The sequence below is a fragment of the Nocardia noduli genome, assembly GCF_019038455.1.
Lineage (GTDB): Bacteria > Actinomycetota > Actinomycetes > Mycobacteriales > Mycobacteriaceae > Nocardia > Nocardia noduli.
In genome coordinates this window covers 43,703-58,168 of the sequence record NZ_JAFMPL010000022.1, presented here as the reverse complement: position 1 = coordinate 58,168, position 14,466 = coordinate 43,703, and the positions used below count along the sequence as shown (strand labels likewise).

The 14,466-nt window shown below is 67.9% G+C and carries 11 protein-coding genes; 7 read left to right on the top strand and 4 right to left on the bottom strand.

The genetic code is table 11. From position 1 onward, the window contains the following. The first annotated feature begins 242 nt into the window (after window positions 1–242). The 6 genes from pheS to JZ792_RS15365 all read left to right on the top strand — a co-directional run bounded on the left by pheS (window position 243) and on the right by JZ792_RS15365 (window position 6,825). Window positions 243–1,307, top strand: coding sequence for a phenylalanine--tRNA ligase subunit alpha (gene pheS / locus JZ792_RS15390; protein ID WP_216911152.1), 1,065 nt, complete (start codon window positions 243–245; stop codon window positions 1,305–1,307). 31 nt (window positions 1,308–1,338) lie between these two features. Continuing rightward, on the top strand, window positions 1,339–3,843 hold the full coding sequence (gene pheT, locus JZ792_RS15385) for a phenylalanine--tRNA ligase subunit beta (protein WP_216911151.1): 2,505 nt from the start codon (window positions 1,339–1,341) through the stop codon (window positions 3,841–3,843). A 248-nt stretch (window positions 3,844–4,091) separates the two neighbouring features. Then, window positions 4,092–4,382, top strand: a complete 291-nt coding sequence (locus JZ792_RS15380; protein ID WP_216911150.1) for a DUF427 domain-containing protein — start codon at window positions 4,092–4,094, stop codon at window positions 4,380–4,382. 57 nt (window positions 4,383–4,439) lie between these two features. Then, complete coding sequence (locus JZ792_RS15375; protein ID WP_216911149.1) at window positions 4,440–5,207, top strand: alpha/beta hydrolase; 768 nt, start codon at window positions 4,440–4,442, stop codon at window positions 5,205–5,207. 52 nt (window positions 5,208–5,259) lie between these two features. After that, on the top strand, window positions 5,260–5,769 hold the full coding sequence (locus tag JZ792_RS15370) for a PspA/IM30 family protein (protein WP_216911148.1): 510 nt from the start codon (window positions 5,260–5,262) through the stop codon (window positions 5,767–5,769). A 36-nt stretch (window positions 5,770–5,805) separates the two neighbouring features. Continuing rightward, window positions 5,806–6,825 (top strand): hypothetical protein, encoded by a 1,020-nt coding sequence (locus JZ792_RS15365; protein ID WP_216911147.1) that lies wholly within the window; start codon window positions 5,806–5,808, stop codon window positions 6,823–6,825. Window positions 6,826–6,843: 18 nt separating this feature from the next. Here the strand turns inward: JZ792_RS15365 and JZ792_RS15360 are convergent, their stop codons facing one another. Genes JZ792_RS15360 through JZ792_RS42955 form a run of 4 tightly spaced genes read right to left on the bottom strand, consistent with a single transcriptional unit; the run spans window position 6,844 to window position 10,125 of the window. Next, on the bottom strand, window positions 6,844–7,617 hold the full coding sequence (locus JZ792_RS15360) for an ESX secretion-associated protein EspG (protein ID WP_216911146.1): 774 nt from the start codon (window positions 7,615–7,617) through the stop codon (window positions 6,844–6,846). 22 nt (window positions 7,618–7,639) lie between these two features. Beyond that, on the bottom strand, window positions 7,640–8,971 hold the full coding sequence (locus JZ792_RS15355) for a hypothetical protein (protein WP_216911145.1): 1,332 nt from the start codon (window positions 8,969–8,971) through the stop codon (window positions 7,640–7,642). Between the two features lie 3 nt (window positions 8,972–8,974). After that, on the bottom strand, window positions 8,975–9,358 hold the full coding sequence (locus JZ792_RS15350; protein WP_216911144.1) for a hypothetical protein: 384 nt from the start codon (window positions 9,356–9,358) through the stop codon (window positions 8,975–8,977). Window positions 9,359–9,375: 17 nt separating this feature from the next. Beyond that, on the bottom strand, window positions 9,376–10,125 hold the full coding sequence (locus JZ792_RS42955) for a DUF3558 domain-containing protein (RefSeq protein ID WP_308165309.1): 750 nt from the start codon (window positions 10,123–10,125) through the stop codon (window positions 9,376–9,378). Window positions 10,126–10,563: 438 nt separating this feature from the next. Here JZ792_RS42955 and JZ792_RS15340 point away from each other — a divergent pair, with 438 nt between their 5' ends. Beyond that, on the top strand, window positions 10,564–14,403 hold the full coding sequence (locus JZ792_RS15340; protein WP_216911143.1) for a sensor histidine kinase: 3,840 nt from the start codon (window positions 10,564–10,566) through the stop codon (window positions 14,401–14,403). Window positions 14,404–14,466: the final 63 nt, after the last annotated feature.

Here is a 14,466-nt window from a genome sequence, read left to right as displayed (position 1 = left end):
CGCTTCCGCTACGCCGCGCCCGGTCGGCCGGACCGGGTGAACCCGGTCCGAACATGCCGTCGCCTGGGCGGATAGCCGAATATCACGGCGCCGACATGCGTGGTCGACGAGTGGGGCCGCGGACAGCGGGTAATCCATGTGAATCCGAAATGCCCCATCCAATAGGATTCCACCAGCAGCAATGTGGGTGGGCAATCAGCCGAGCCCCTGTGAACCGACCCCAACGGGAGAGACGAACCATCGTGGCCGACGACACGAAAGACGCCGCCGTGCAGGATCCGGCGCTGACCGAGGAGTCGCTGGCCGCTGCCGCGGCGGCGGCCGAGAAGGCGTTCGCTGCCGCCGCCGATCTGGACGCGCTGGCGGTGGCCAAGACCGAGCATCTCGGCGGCAAGGCCGCGATCGCGCTGGCCCAGCGCGCGCTGGGCGGTCTGCCCAAATCGGAGAAGGCCGACGCGGGCAAGCGGGTGAACGTCGCCCGTGCGCGCGTCTCCGAGGCGTTCGAGGCGCGGCGCGCGGCCCTGCTGGCCGAACGCGACGCGGCGGTGCTCGTCGCCGAGGCGATCGACGTGACCCTGCCCGCGCGGCGACTGCCAGTGGGCGCGCGTCATCCGATCACCGTCATCTCCGAGCAGGTCGCCGACGTCTTCGTCGCGATGGGCTGGGAGGTCGCCGAGGGGCCCGAGGTCGAGACCGAGCATTTCAACTTCGACGCGCTCAATTTCCTCCCCGATCACCCGGCCCGCACCATGCAGGACACCTTCCACATCGCCCCCGAGGGGTCGCGCCAGGTGCTGCGCACCCACACCTCCCCGGTGCAGGTCCGCTCCATGCTGTCGCGCGAACTGCCCATCTACGTGGTGTGTCCCGGCCGGACCTTCCGCACCGACGAACTCGACGCCACCCACACCCCGGTCTTCTCCCAGGTCGAGGGGCTGGCCGTGGACAAGGGCCTGACCATGGCGCATCTGCGCGGAACGCTCGACGCGTTCGCGCGCGCGCTGTTCGGGCCGGAAACGCGTACTCGTATGCGCCCCAACTACTTCCCGTTCACCGAGCCTTCCGCCGAGGTCGACGTGTGGTTCTCGGACAAGAAGGGCGGCGCGGGCTGGGTCGAATGGGGTGGCTGCGGCATGGTGAACCCGAAGGTGCTGATCGCCAGCGGGATCGATCCCGAGGTGTACAGCGGGTTCGCGTTCGGCATGGGCCTGGAGCGGACGTTGCAGTTCCGCAACGGCATCCCGGACATGCGCGACATCGTCGAGGGCGACGTGCGTTTCACGCAGCCCTTCGGTATCCGGTCCTGACCCTCCTTCGATCGAGAGAGCGAAACGTCAAGTGCGAGTAGCGCAGTCCTGGCTGACCGAAATCATCCAGCGCACCACCCCCGAGTGGTCGGTGACGCCGGAGGAACTGGATGCCGGATTCGTCCGAGTCGGCCTCGAGGTCGAGGAGGTCGACGAACTCCGGCGGGTGACAGGCGATATCGACAAACCCCTTGTCGTCGGCCGGGTCGCCGAGATCACCGAACTGACCGAGTTCAAGAAGCCGATCCGCTTCTGCAAGGTCGACGTCGGCAATCCCGAACCGCAGGAGATCGTCTGCGGCGCGAGTAATTTCGCCGTGGGCGATCTGGTCGTGGTGGTGCTGCCGGGCGGGGTGCTGCCCGACGGTTTCGCGATCTCCTCGCGCAAGACCTACGGTCACGTCTCCAACGGCATGATCTGCTCGGTCGCCGAACTCGGCATCGGTAAGGATCACAGCGGCATCCTGGTGCTCGAGCCGGGAACCGCGGAACCGGGCACCGACGCCAACGAACTGCTCGGCCTCGGTGACACCGTCATCGAACTGAACATCACCCCCGACCGCGGCTACTGCTTCTCCGCGCGCGGCCTGGCCAGGGAACTGGCCTGCGGTTTCGACCTGGAATACGCCGATCTCGCGGTGCGAACCCTGCCCGACGACGAGAAGGACGCCTGGGCGGTGCGGCTGGAGCCGTCGTCGCAGTGCACCCGTTTCGCGGCGCGTCGGGTCATCGGCATCGACCAGTCGGCGGTCAGTCCGTGGTGGTTGCAGCGTCGACTGCTGCTGGCCGGAGTGCGCCCGATCTCGCCCGCGGTCGACGTCACCAACTACGTGATGCTCGAACTCGGTCAGCCGCTGCACGCCTTCGACGCCGCGAAGGTCAACGGCGCGCTGGTGGTGCGGACGGCCAACCGGGGTGAGACGCTGCGCACCCTGGACGAGGTGGAACGCACCCTCGACGCCGAGGACGTGGTCATCGCCGACGATTCCGGCGTCATCTCGCTGGCAGGTGTGATGGGCGGGGCGACCACCGAGGTCGGCCACGACACCGTCGACGTGCTGCTCGAGGCCGCCACCTGGAACCCGCTGCTGATCTACCGGACCTCGCGCAGGCACAAACTGGTGTCCGAGGCGGGGAAGCGGTACGAGCGCGTCGTCGATCCGGAGATCAATATCGCCGCGCTCGATCGCGCGGCCTCCCTGCTCGCAGATATCACCGGCGGCACCATCGCGGCCGAACTGACCGATGTCCGGGTTCCGGTGGCGGCGCCCGCGCCGATCCGCATCGATATCGACCTGGCCGATCGGGTCGCCGGTATCACCTACCCGACCGGCACCTCGGCGCGTCGTCTGGCCCAGATCGGTTGCACCGTCGAGGTTTCCGTCGACGAGCAGACCGGACACGGTCAGCTCGTCGTGACCCCGCCGAGTTGGCGGCCGGATCTGACCCAGCCCGCCGACCTGGTGGAGGAGGTGCTGCGGCTGGAGGGCCTCGAGCAGATCCCGTCCGTGCTGCCCAGTGCCCCGGCCGGTCGCGGGCTGACCGCGACCCAGCGTCGCCGTCGTGCGGTCAGCCGCGCGCTCGCCTTCGCGGGCGGCATCGAAGTGCCCGCGCCGCCGTTCCTCGCCGCCGGTGTCTTCGATGTCTGGGGCCTCGATGCCGACGATCCGCGCCGGGCGACCACCCGGGTGCTGAACCCGCTCGACGTCGAGCGCGCCGAACTGGTCACCACCCTGCTGCCCGGACTGCTGGAGGTGGCGGCCCGCAATATCTCGCGCGGCGCGCGCGACCTCACCCTCTACGGCATCGCGCAGGTCGTGCTCCCCGGCGCGGACACCAGGGCCGTGGCGGCGCTGCCGGTCGACCGCAGGCCGACCGACGAGCAGATCGCCGAACTCATCGACTCGCTGCCCGCCCAGCCGGTACACGTCGCCGCGGTGCTGACCGGGCGTCGCGAGCCGCGCGGTCCGTGGGGGCCGGGACGTCAGGCCGAGGCCGCCGACGCGTTCGCCCTCGCGGATACGGTCGCCGACGCGGCCGGAGTGACATTCGAGCGACGTGCGGCGAATTACCTGCCGTGGCATCCCGGTCGCTGCGCGGAACTGCTGGTCGACGGCGTTGTCGTCGGTTACGCCGGTGAACTGCATCCGGCGGTGCTCGAGCGCGCCGGTCTGCCCCCGCGCACCTGCGCGCTCGAACTCGACCTGGACGCGCTGCCGCTGGTCGAGGCGCGTCCCGTGCCCGTGGTATCCCCGTTCCCCGCGGTCTTGCAGGACGTGTCGGTGAGCGTGGAGAAAACCGTCGCCGCCGCGTCGGTCGAATCCGCGCTGCGCGGTGGTGGCGGCGAATTGCTCGAGGACATCGCCCTGTTCGACGTCTACGAGGGCGCGCAGGCCGGTGAGGGCCGCAAATCCCTCACCTACGCCCTGCGCTTCCGCGCGCAGGACCGGACCCTGACCGAAGACGAGGCGAGTGCGGCGCGCGACGCCGCGGTCGCCGCTGCCGCGGAATCCGTCGGAGCCGTACTGCGCGGCTGATGCCGTCACGGAGACCCCATCCGCGCGGTGGGGTCTCCGCGGCGCGGGGTGAGCGAGAGTTCGCGAATCGCGTGCTCGACGGGCGGAGACCGTATTCGCTGATCACCCGCCGACGCGGCGGAGCCGGTGCGGCCGCTATGTGCGCCGGTGTGGTCAGCGGGGAATTTCGCGAGCCGTGTGGACGGTTTTCCGATAGCAGGGACGGCGACGTGACCGGCGTGGCCGTGGCGACGACAGCGGAGGTTCGGATGAGCGTGCGGGCACTGTGGAACGACGTGGTACTGGCCGAGAGCGCCGACACGGTCGTGGTGGAGGGCAATCACTATTTCCCGGCGGAGTCGATCAACAGGGAGTACTTCACCGCGAGCGACACCCACTCGGTATGTCCGTGGAAGGGCACGGCCTCTTACTACACGGTGACGGTCGACGGTCGGCAGAATCCCGATGCCGCCTGGTTCTACCCGGAACCGAAGAGCGCCGCGGAGCAGGTCCGCGACCGGGTCGCGTTCTGGCGCGGGGTCGACGTCATCGAGAACTGACCGGATTTCCGGTCCGGCGAACTGTCGCCGACGGCGCGGGCCGAGTATGAAGAGGACATGCGACATCCGGCCGCCCCGATTCTCAACGCGCTGACGTTCATGCCCGAGCGACAGGTCTCGCGCACACCCGCCGTCCTCGGTATGTCGTATACCGATCTGTCGTTGCGAACCGACGACGGCGAGTCCCTGCACGGATGGTGGATGCCCGCACCGCGCTCCCGGGGGCACATCCTTTTCGCCCACGGCAACGGCGGCACCATCGGCGATCGCGTGCCGATCTTCGCGCTGCTCACCGAAATGGGCCTGGACGTCCTGGCATTCGACTATCGCGGATACGGGCGCAGCACCGGCCACCCGACCGAACACGGCACCTATCTCGACGTACGCGCCGCGCGCCGGAGTCTGCTCGGGCAACGGGGCGTCGACCCGGAACGGGTGCTGTATCTGGGCAAGTCGCTGGGCGGCGGCGTCATGCTCGAACTGTGCACCGAGCATCCGCCCGCCGGTTTGATCCTGATGTCCACCTTCACCGGCATCCGGGACGCGGCCCGGTCGATCTACCCGTACCTGCCGAGCCCGTTCGTTCCCGACGCCTACCCGAGCCTGCGGCGGATCCGCACGCTGCGCGCACCGGTGCTGATCATGCACGGCGATCGCGACGAACTGCTCCCGCTGCGTCACGCCGAACGGCTGTACGCCGCCGCGCCCGAGCCGAAGCGGTTGGAGGTGTTCCCCGGCGCGGGCCACAACGACCTGATCGCCGGCGACGGCGGACGATGGATGGGACTCGTGCGTGGCTTCGCCGGGGACGTTCTCGGCACGTGACGGTGTTTGCCGAGGTCATCGGGTCGGGCACGGGTGCTCGTAACCTGGCCACATGAGTGATTACAGCGATATCGCCGCGAGACTGGCGGCGTTGTCGGACGCGGAACTGGTGGCTGTCCTGCGACCCGTGGTGGCCGGACGGCCCGGTCTCTGGGCGCTGCGAAACGCGCTGGAGGAGTCCTCGGGCGTCCATCATGCGGAACTGATCGATGATGTGAGTCCCACCACCGGTCCGTCGACGTCGCATGACGCGCCCGCGCCGGACCCGGGATCGCGGCAGGTAGGGGGCGATATTCCGGTACCGCCGGTACCGGTACCGGCGACCGGTATTCCCGGCAGCACTACGATCGGCGGATATTCGCCCTCGGGGGTGCCATCCTTCGACTCTGTTCGCGATAAGGTCGAGCAGCGCTTCGGCACCGCGCAGGGGATGGGCGAACTCGACCGGCAGACCCCGGCGGGCCGCAGCGCCGAAGAACAATTCGAGGCGCGTGAGAAAGCCGCGCGCGACCGTCTGGACCAGATACGGAAATCGGTGCGCGGCAACGACGTCGATTCGTGACAGCGCGGCCCGGACCGCAGATATGGATGGAACTCGATGAGCGAACCGCGTGAGATCGCCGAACGGCTGCTCGACGCCCAGGTGGAATTCCTGCTCGGCGAGGTGACCGGCGACCGCTTCGCGGAGGTCGTCGGCCGCGATATCGAGTCCGTACTCGGGGTCGCCGACACCCTCGTTTTCCGCGAGATCGTGGACATCGACCAGGCGAAGCAGACGGTGCGCACCATCGTCGACCTGATCGGCGGCAGCCCGGTCATCGCGGATATGGTCGGCGTCTTCGCCGATTCGATCTACGACAATATCGCCGAGAACAACGAGTACACGCTCGGTCAGGTGGTCGACCGGGAGCCGGTCGAGGCGCTGTTGGAGAAGATCTTCGCCATGCACCAGGCCCAGGAACGCATCCTGGACCGGCTGACCGAGAGCCCGCTGGTCGCCACCGTCGCCGCGAAATTCGTGGACAAACTCATCAACGATTTCGTCGCCGCGAATCGGGAGCGCGCCGAGAAGATTCCCGGTGTCTCCTCGCTGATGTCGCTGGGCCAGTCGGCGGCCAATCGGGCCAAGAAGGTCGCCGACAACAGTTTCGTCGGTGATCTCGCGGGCAAGGGCGCCCTGTTCGCCCTCAAACGCACGAACAACGCCATCCGAGAGATGTTGCGTGACGCGCCGGTGCATTCGGCCGCGATGGAATTCTGGGATCTGCACGCCGACGAGCCCGTCAGCGGGTTGCGCGAATACCTGACCCGCAAGGATCTGAACGAACTCGTCCTGCTCTGCTACGAGATCGCCGTCACCACCAGGGAGAAGCCGTATTTCGGCCTGCTTCTCGACGAATGTGTCGAGGTCTTCTTCCAGAAGTACGGCGACTACACCCTCGCGGCCATGCTGCCCGAACTCGGTCTGACCGGGGACGATATCGCCACCGAGATCCTGCGCTACGGTCCCGCCGTCATCGAGGGCGCCAAGCGCAACGGCGTCCTGGCCGGGCTGATCAGGGAACGTCTCGCGCCGTTCTACACCTCGGAGGCGGTACTCGCGATCCTCGCGGGATGAGCCGTTCGCGGCGCTCGCTCAGCGCGGCCGGTGATCGCCGTTGCGGACCTCGGTGACGGTACGGTTGATCATCTCGCGCATGGTCGCGGTGATCCGTTGCCTGTCGGTGGGTTTCACGGTCACCACGCGACTGCCGAAACTGACGTAGCGGCCGTCGTCCTCGAAATCGGTGATCTGGAAATCCTTACGCCCACCGATATGCCGATTGTCGACGCTGCCGAGCGGATACACACCGATATGGGTGGTCGCCGTGGTCCCGCGCGCGAAGAACCGGTCGAATTCCTCACGCACCGTCGGCCGCCACGCGTCGCGGACCACCGGCGGCGGCTTCTCCAATTCCTCGACCGGAACCTGCATCGGTTTCCCCTGTCCGGCACGGCAATCCGGAATCGCCGTGAGCACGGCGGGAGCGAGATCGTCGGCATCGAGCAGCAGCAGGTCGACCTCGGCGCCGCGGTCGTGGTCGATCCCGGGCGCTTGGACGGCGACCGCCGCGTGCTGGAAATGCGTCCCGCCGTGCGCCCTGATCTTGCGACGGTCGGCGCCGCCGCGAAATCCGGCCACCTCCACCCTGGCCTCGGGATTCAGCAGTACTTCCACCGCCCGCACCAGATCGTCGTCCATCTGCGGGACCACGGTCTGCGCGGCGGCCCGGCGCAGACGATCGAAATCCTCCTGGAATCGCTCGGTCGAACGATGTTGGAGTGGGTAGGGCAGCACATCGCGCCCGGTCGACTCCCAGAGCACCCGGAATTCGAGCGCGGTGAAACGCCACCGCCGCAGCGTCGTCATGCGAGATTCCCGCCGTTCTGTCTCACGCGCCGATGACCGGCGGGACGGTTCCCGGGAGGGAATCCAGTCCGGTGACCTGCTCGCCGTTCTCCTGATTGATCAGATAGTCCGGGATACCTTTGCTCGACTCGTCGTCCTTGCCGCCGCCGCGCGAACCGGGTGAACCCATACCGCCCATGCCGTTACGCCCCGTGCTCGACGCCGCGGCCGCGTTCGTCGCGGCACCCGCCGACAGACCGGCCGCGACCGGAGTGCCGGTCACCGAGCGTCCGGGCGACGGCGTGGACGAACCGCTACCGGGGCTGCCCGACGTCGGCGAACCGGATCCCGAACCGCCCCGGGAGCCGGGATTGGTCCCCGTCGGATTCGCCGACGCCGGATTGGTCCCCGTGGGGTTCGCGCCCGCCGGATTGGTGGCGGGAGAATCGGATTTGGCGCTCTGCTGCTGCGATGACGGGTTCGTCGACTGCGAGGAAGTCGGCGAAGCCTGGTCGGAGCCCTGCGGATTCGTGGGGGTTTCCGAGGGCTTCTCACTCTGCGGATTCTCGGAACCGGACGCCGGATTCGTCGTCGGGCTCTTGCTCCGCTGTTGCGTGGGATCGCCACCGCCGGTAGGGATATCGGTGTTGTTCGAGGTCGGGTTGGTCGGTTTGGGGATCACCGGGACGTTGGTGTCGGTCTCCTTGATGACGGGGGCGTACACCGTCCGCAAAACCCGCACCGCTTCGGTGTGCGCGGAATCGATCGCCTCCTGGTTGTCGCGCCATCCGCGCCCGGCGATCCAATGGCGGGTGTTCTCGACATTGGAGCGCAGGTCGGGGGCGTGCGGTACCAGGGCTTTGGTCGGCTCCAGACCGGATTTGAGTTCGGCCACCTTGTTGGCGGTCAACTTCGCGGCATTGGACAGTTGCACCGCCTCGGTGCCGTAATCGCTGACGGCCTTCGCTGCCGCATTCCGCGAAGCGCCACGCCAAATGCCCTCGTCCGTCGCGCGTTTCATCGCGTTGGTGAAATTGTTCAGCGAGGTCTCGGCACGTTTGCCGATCTCGTTCCACGCGGTGGCGAGGTTGTCCACCGCCGCGATGTCGATCCGGTCGACTTTCGCTCGCAGTTCCGCGGTGCCCGGGCGGTCGAAATCATCGGTCCGATGCACCGATTGCGGTCGGTAGGCGCCTTGGAACCCGATGCCGGACGCATCGTCGCGCACACCGTCGCGCTGCTGGTTGTACTTGTTCTGGACCGCGGAGGGATCGACACCGGGTTTACGTTCCTCGCCCGCGATGAAGTCGGTGAGGTTCTCGAGCATGGCGGAGCCGAGGTCGCCGGCGCTCCATTCGAACATTCCGAATCCCATGGGTTATCCCATCGCTTCGGTGTTGGTGTTGAAGTGCGCTGAATTGGTGACATCTTGACCGGTGATACGTTTGATCGACAGTGCCATGATTTCCCCCATATCTTTGACCACCTCGATGTGCTCGAGAATGATCTTGTCGATCGAATTGTCTTCGCCGGTGGCTTGGCCGAGGAACTGTTTGACGAGGTCATTGGCCATATCGAAATCGCCGAAGCCGGAGACGTTCTGTGCGTTTCTGGCGTACACCAGAAGGTCGTCGAGTTCATCCGCGCGCTTGTCGCAGGCGGCCAGGCACTGTCGTGCCGCTTCCTCGCTCTCGAGGTACAACTCGCCTGACCGTGCCTGCTCAGCGAACTGCTGCCAGCGCGATACGTCCTCAGAACTCATTCGATCCCCCCTTGTGCTCAGTTCGGTAGAACCGGTATTACCGAATCACCGACTCGGTTGATCACGCTGCATGGATCCTCGGGATTACCCGATGACGCCTTATTGGTGATCCGAAGTTGCAGGACACCTTGTTGTGCAGGTAGCAGAACGTCGCAGCCGAGTTCTTTGCTGGCACCGGCAACGCGGAATTCCCTGCCGTTACGGCCGGCGATTGTCACATCCCGAAAGTCGACATTGCCGGGCTTCTGCTCGAACTCCGATACAGTACGGCCGGTGGAGAACACGGTGATGTAGTACCTCGCGCCCTTCCAAGTGCAGATTTTCCAGCCTGACTGATCCACACCTGCTATTCCACGCTCTTCTGATGCCGGGTCGACACCGGCGGACTGAAGCGCGTCATCGGGTATCCCCGTGCACGGATCGAACAACTCGACCGGCACGGCACTCACGCTGGTCGGACTCCCACTGGTCGAACTCTCACACGCCATCAACCCGGGCGCGATCACAGCCGCAACCAGCACGAACTTCCATCGATGCGTCATCCCCACCCTCTCGACCCGCGACGACTCGGATTGCCCGACTTTATCAGGGGCGGACGACACCCCGATCCGGGCGAGACCGCCCACTGTGATCGCCTCGGAAATCGCCGTACACCTGGGGTTTGACGAAAGCGTCCCGAATGGGCTGGGTGGACGATCATCCCGATCACCGCTGATCGGCGACTGTTCGCGCACCGAGCTGCCGGTGCCCTCGTCGGAGGTCGCCACGGGTTCGGACTGTGCGCGCTTTCGCCGGATCGAGGACAGCGCTGCGGCGGAACGACGCGGCCGGGCCGAGCGAGCCACTGGATCGGGCATTCCGGTGCACCGACGCGCCCTGTTTGCGCGTCCGTTCGGCAACCGCTCGAAAGTCACATCGAGCAGGCCTGTCTTGTGAGCGGATGGACATTCCGGAACCTACTGATTACCAGCGTGTTTACAAACATTCCAGGTGTCCGTTTTGTCCGCATTTCGCGTTGACGCGCTTCGCTCCACTGTGGCAGCGTTCTCCTCACTTTCCGTCCGATCGGCGGGGGAGGGCGGTGCGCTGGAGTTCGGAGGAGCAAGGTGGTGCGGTTACCTTTCGGTACGGAAAAGCCCGGTGGCTCAACGAGTGTCGCGCATCACAGTCCCCGTCGGACGCGGCTCCTCCGTACGGGAAGTCCGATGCGGCCCCGCACCATTCGCGGGCAGCTCGCCCGAATCGTGTTGGTATCGCTGGCTTTGGTCTCGGCGCTGCTCGGCTCGAGTATCGCCCGGTACGCGGGGGACTACCGGGACAGCGGTGACACCGTCGACGCGGTCGCCTTGGCGCTGACCGTGCAGGACGTGCTGCACGAGGCGCAGCGTGAACGCGGCCTCAGCAACGGCTGGCTCGGCGGTGACGGCAGATTGCAGAACGCGGTTGTCGACCAACGCGGCAATACCGACCGTGCCCTGCGGGCGCTCGACGACGCGATGGCGGGCACGGCACCCGGTACGGCACAGGTGCGTTCGGCGGTGGGGCAGTTCGCCGCCCTGGGTGCGACGCGGGTTCAGATCGACGCGCGGCGGATCGCGCGCCCCGCCGCTTTCCAGTTCTATACCGACGGCATCAACGCGCTCAACCACCTGCGGCTCGGACTCGATCAGGCCAGTGATGCCGAGGTCAGGCACGGATTGCAGACGCTCTACGCGCTCGGTGAAGCCAAAGAACAGACGGCCAGGCAGCGCGGATTCCTCAACGGAGTCTTCGCGGCGGAGGAATTCGCGCCGGGGGAGTACGTGCAATTCCTCGACATCCGCGCGGCGAAAGTCGCGGCGCTCTCGGCGTTCGCCCGCGACGCCACACCCCCGCAGCAGTCCATGCTCGACGCGGCGTTGCTCAGCGAGAACGCGGTGCAGGCAACGGAATCGGAGAATGTCGCGATCGAATCCGCGGCCGGACCGCTGGTGCGGAAGGTGGACGCGATCGCGTGGTGGTCGCAGATGACCGCGGTCATCGATCAGGAACGCGCGGTCCAGCAGACGATCGGCGACTCGGTGCGTGCCCGCGCGGCCGAATTGCGCCGGGACGCGGCACTGTGGCTCGGTGGACTCCTCGTCGTCGCGCTGATCGCGATCGCCGCCGAGATCGCGCTGGTGCTCGCGAGTATGCGGGCCATCGTGCGGCCGCTGGCCGCGTTGGCCGCCGAAGCCGACGAGGTCGCGAGCCATCGCCTGCCCGACGTGATCGCCGCCTGGCACACCGCGGGCGATACCCCGCCGGATCCCCCCGAACCGGTGCGGGTGCCCTCCGGCGCCGGTATCGAGATCGCCGCCGTGGCAGGCGCTCTCGACCGGGTGCAGGCAACCGCGTTCGAACTCGCCTCGCAGCAGGCGGTATTGCGTCGCAACAGCACCGAATCCATGTCCAACCTGGCCAGGCGCAATCAGAATCTGGTGCGCCGCCAATTGGGCCTGATCAGCGAATTCGAGAAGGGTGAGCTGGATCCCAAGACCCTGTCCAACCTTTTCGAACTCGACCATCTCGCCACCCGCATGCGGCGCAATGCCGAAAGTCTGCTCGTGCTTGTGGGTTCGGAGAGTCCGCGCCGCTGGGCCGAGCCGATTCCGCTCGTCGACGTGATCCGTGCCGGTTTGTCCGAAGTCGACGACTATCGCCGCGTGGTGCTGCGGCGCATCGATGATGTGACGGTCACCGGTGCGGTGGTCAGTGAGCTGGCGCATATTCTCGCCGAACTCATCGAGAACGGATTGGCCTTCTCCCCACCGGATATGGAGGTGGAGGTCCACGGCCGCAAAACCGGGAACGACTATGTGATCGCGGTCGTCGACCACGGTGTCGGTATGTCGGCCGACCATCTGGCCGAAGCCAATGCGCGATTGCGCGGTGATCGCGATTTCCTGGTGGCTCCCACCCGCTACCTCGGTCACTACGTCGTCGGCCGCCTGGCCGGGCGCCACGGTATCGATATCGAATTGAATACTTCGCCCGTGAGCGGAATCGTGGCGCGATTGCGCATTCCGCCGGAGATTCTCGTCGGCAACCGCGGTCAATCGGGTGAGAGTGCGCCGACGGGCGAATCTTCGGTTCCACATGACTCGTCGACATCGGATTCCGCCGATTTCGAGAGTGGCGTCCTCGTCGCGGCCCGTCCGTCCGACGACGCGAAAGGCGAGGCGCACGAATCCGGCGAGCGTCGCCCCGCACATTCCGCCCCCGCCGATGACGCTCCCGGATCTGCCGCCGCGGCGGCCCGCAACGGTTGGGCGAGCGGAACTCCCGCCCACGCGGCGGGGACCTCCCGCACTTCCCGGCGAGCGGACGACCCGGCCGCGACAACGTCCGCTCCGGTTTCCTCGGTTTCGACCGGACGATCCGTGTCGGGGCACGACGAGAACCGGAACCGGCACGACATCGCTTCACCGTCGGAGGCGGGTCGAGTCGCCCCGTCGACCGGAACGGATTCGACACCGCGCGCCGCCGAACAGCCGGCGCCGAGCACCACCGCCTGGTGGAACGTCGCCGACGAGGAGAGTCCGGCAGCCGAACCCGCACCCCCCGTCGAGCGCACCCGCAACGGCCTGGTCAAACGCGTCAAACGCAACCGGGGCGCAGCCGCTCCCGCCGCACGGCCGATGCCGCCGCGTCCGCCGAGCACCCCCGTCCCCGACCGCTCGCCCGACGAAGTACGCGGCATGCTGTCCGCGTTCCGCACCGGAATGCAGAAGAGCGTGCAGACCGATGACCGCCCACCGGCGAACCGACCCTCGTCCTCGCGCCCCACCCCCGTGGAGTCACCGGCCGGTCCGGTCCCGCCCCGCACGAATGGCCCGGCCTCCGCAGCCGTACCGCAACGTCGTACCCCCGTGACGAATACCGGGCCTCGACGCGGCGCCGCGTCCTCGGGCCCGGCCGGGTCTGTGGCGTCGGATACGCCGTCACGCCCGATCCAGACAGCCCCCGGGAGCGCGCAGGGCCAGCAGGGGCCGTCGGAGGGCTTTTCGCGCCCGGTGGGTGCCGTGCCGGCGCCAGGTGACGCACTGCCGTCGGCCACGGCGCAACGGCCGAGAGCGGAGGTCTCGCAACGCCCGAGTGCGGCCGTGCCCCCGGATGCGGTGCGGCCGCCGACCGGAGCTGCGTCAGCGACCGGAGGTGTGCCGCAGAGTGCAGCCGTGACGGTGACCGGTGAGGTGTCACACATCGCGCCTGTGCCACCGACCCGAGGTGCGCCCATCGCGGCTGCGTCGCCGACCGGAGGTGTGTCTCCCCCCGGAGCTGTGTCGTCCGCCGCAGCTGCGCTGCCGACCGGAGCCGCTCCGCCGCTCGAAGGCCGACCGGCGTCCTCGGCTGAACACGCGCGTCCGATCGGCGCCATGCCGTCCGGTCCGGCGTCGGGTTCGGGGTCGGTTCCGGCGGGGATCTTGCCTTCGGGTTCGGCGGGCACCGTGTCGCCGACAACAGGTCCACGTCCCGTGGGAATCGTGCCGCCCGCAGGGCAACGTCCGGTCGGCATCATGCCGTCGAGTCCGGGGCCGCATCCGGCGGGCAGTCTGCCGCCGGGAACGGCTCGGCCACGTCCCGCGAGCAACGTTCCAGCGGAACCGAATTCGACGGAGTCATCTGGCGCGGCGCGAACTCCGGCCGGTGCGGACCCGTCGAATGCCGCTGCGCGCGGGAACGGGGGCGTTCCGGCGTTCCCCGCGCTGCCTCAGCGTTCCGACGCGGTGCGCTCCACAGCGTTTCGGGGGCAGCGCGCACCGTCGCCGGGGTTCCGCGCACCCGCGCTCGAGGCCGGGGGAGCGACGCCGCCCGCGGATTCGCCGTCGACATCGACCGGGGCGGTGACGGCGGACGAACTGTCGCGACGGCCGACCGCTGCACCGCGGACCCCGCCCGTGCGGGGCGGGCAACTGCCGCGAACGTGGCCGCCGCCGTCCGCCGCGGCACCCGACGAGCAGCCGCGCCTACCGCAGCGCAGGGTGCTCTCGCGGGACGAGAACTCCGGCGCCACCGAGACGTGAACCCGGGCCGGGAACGTCCACCCGGTTGCGGCACCAGTCCTATCGAGATCGAGCAAGGGGAGT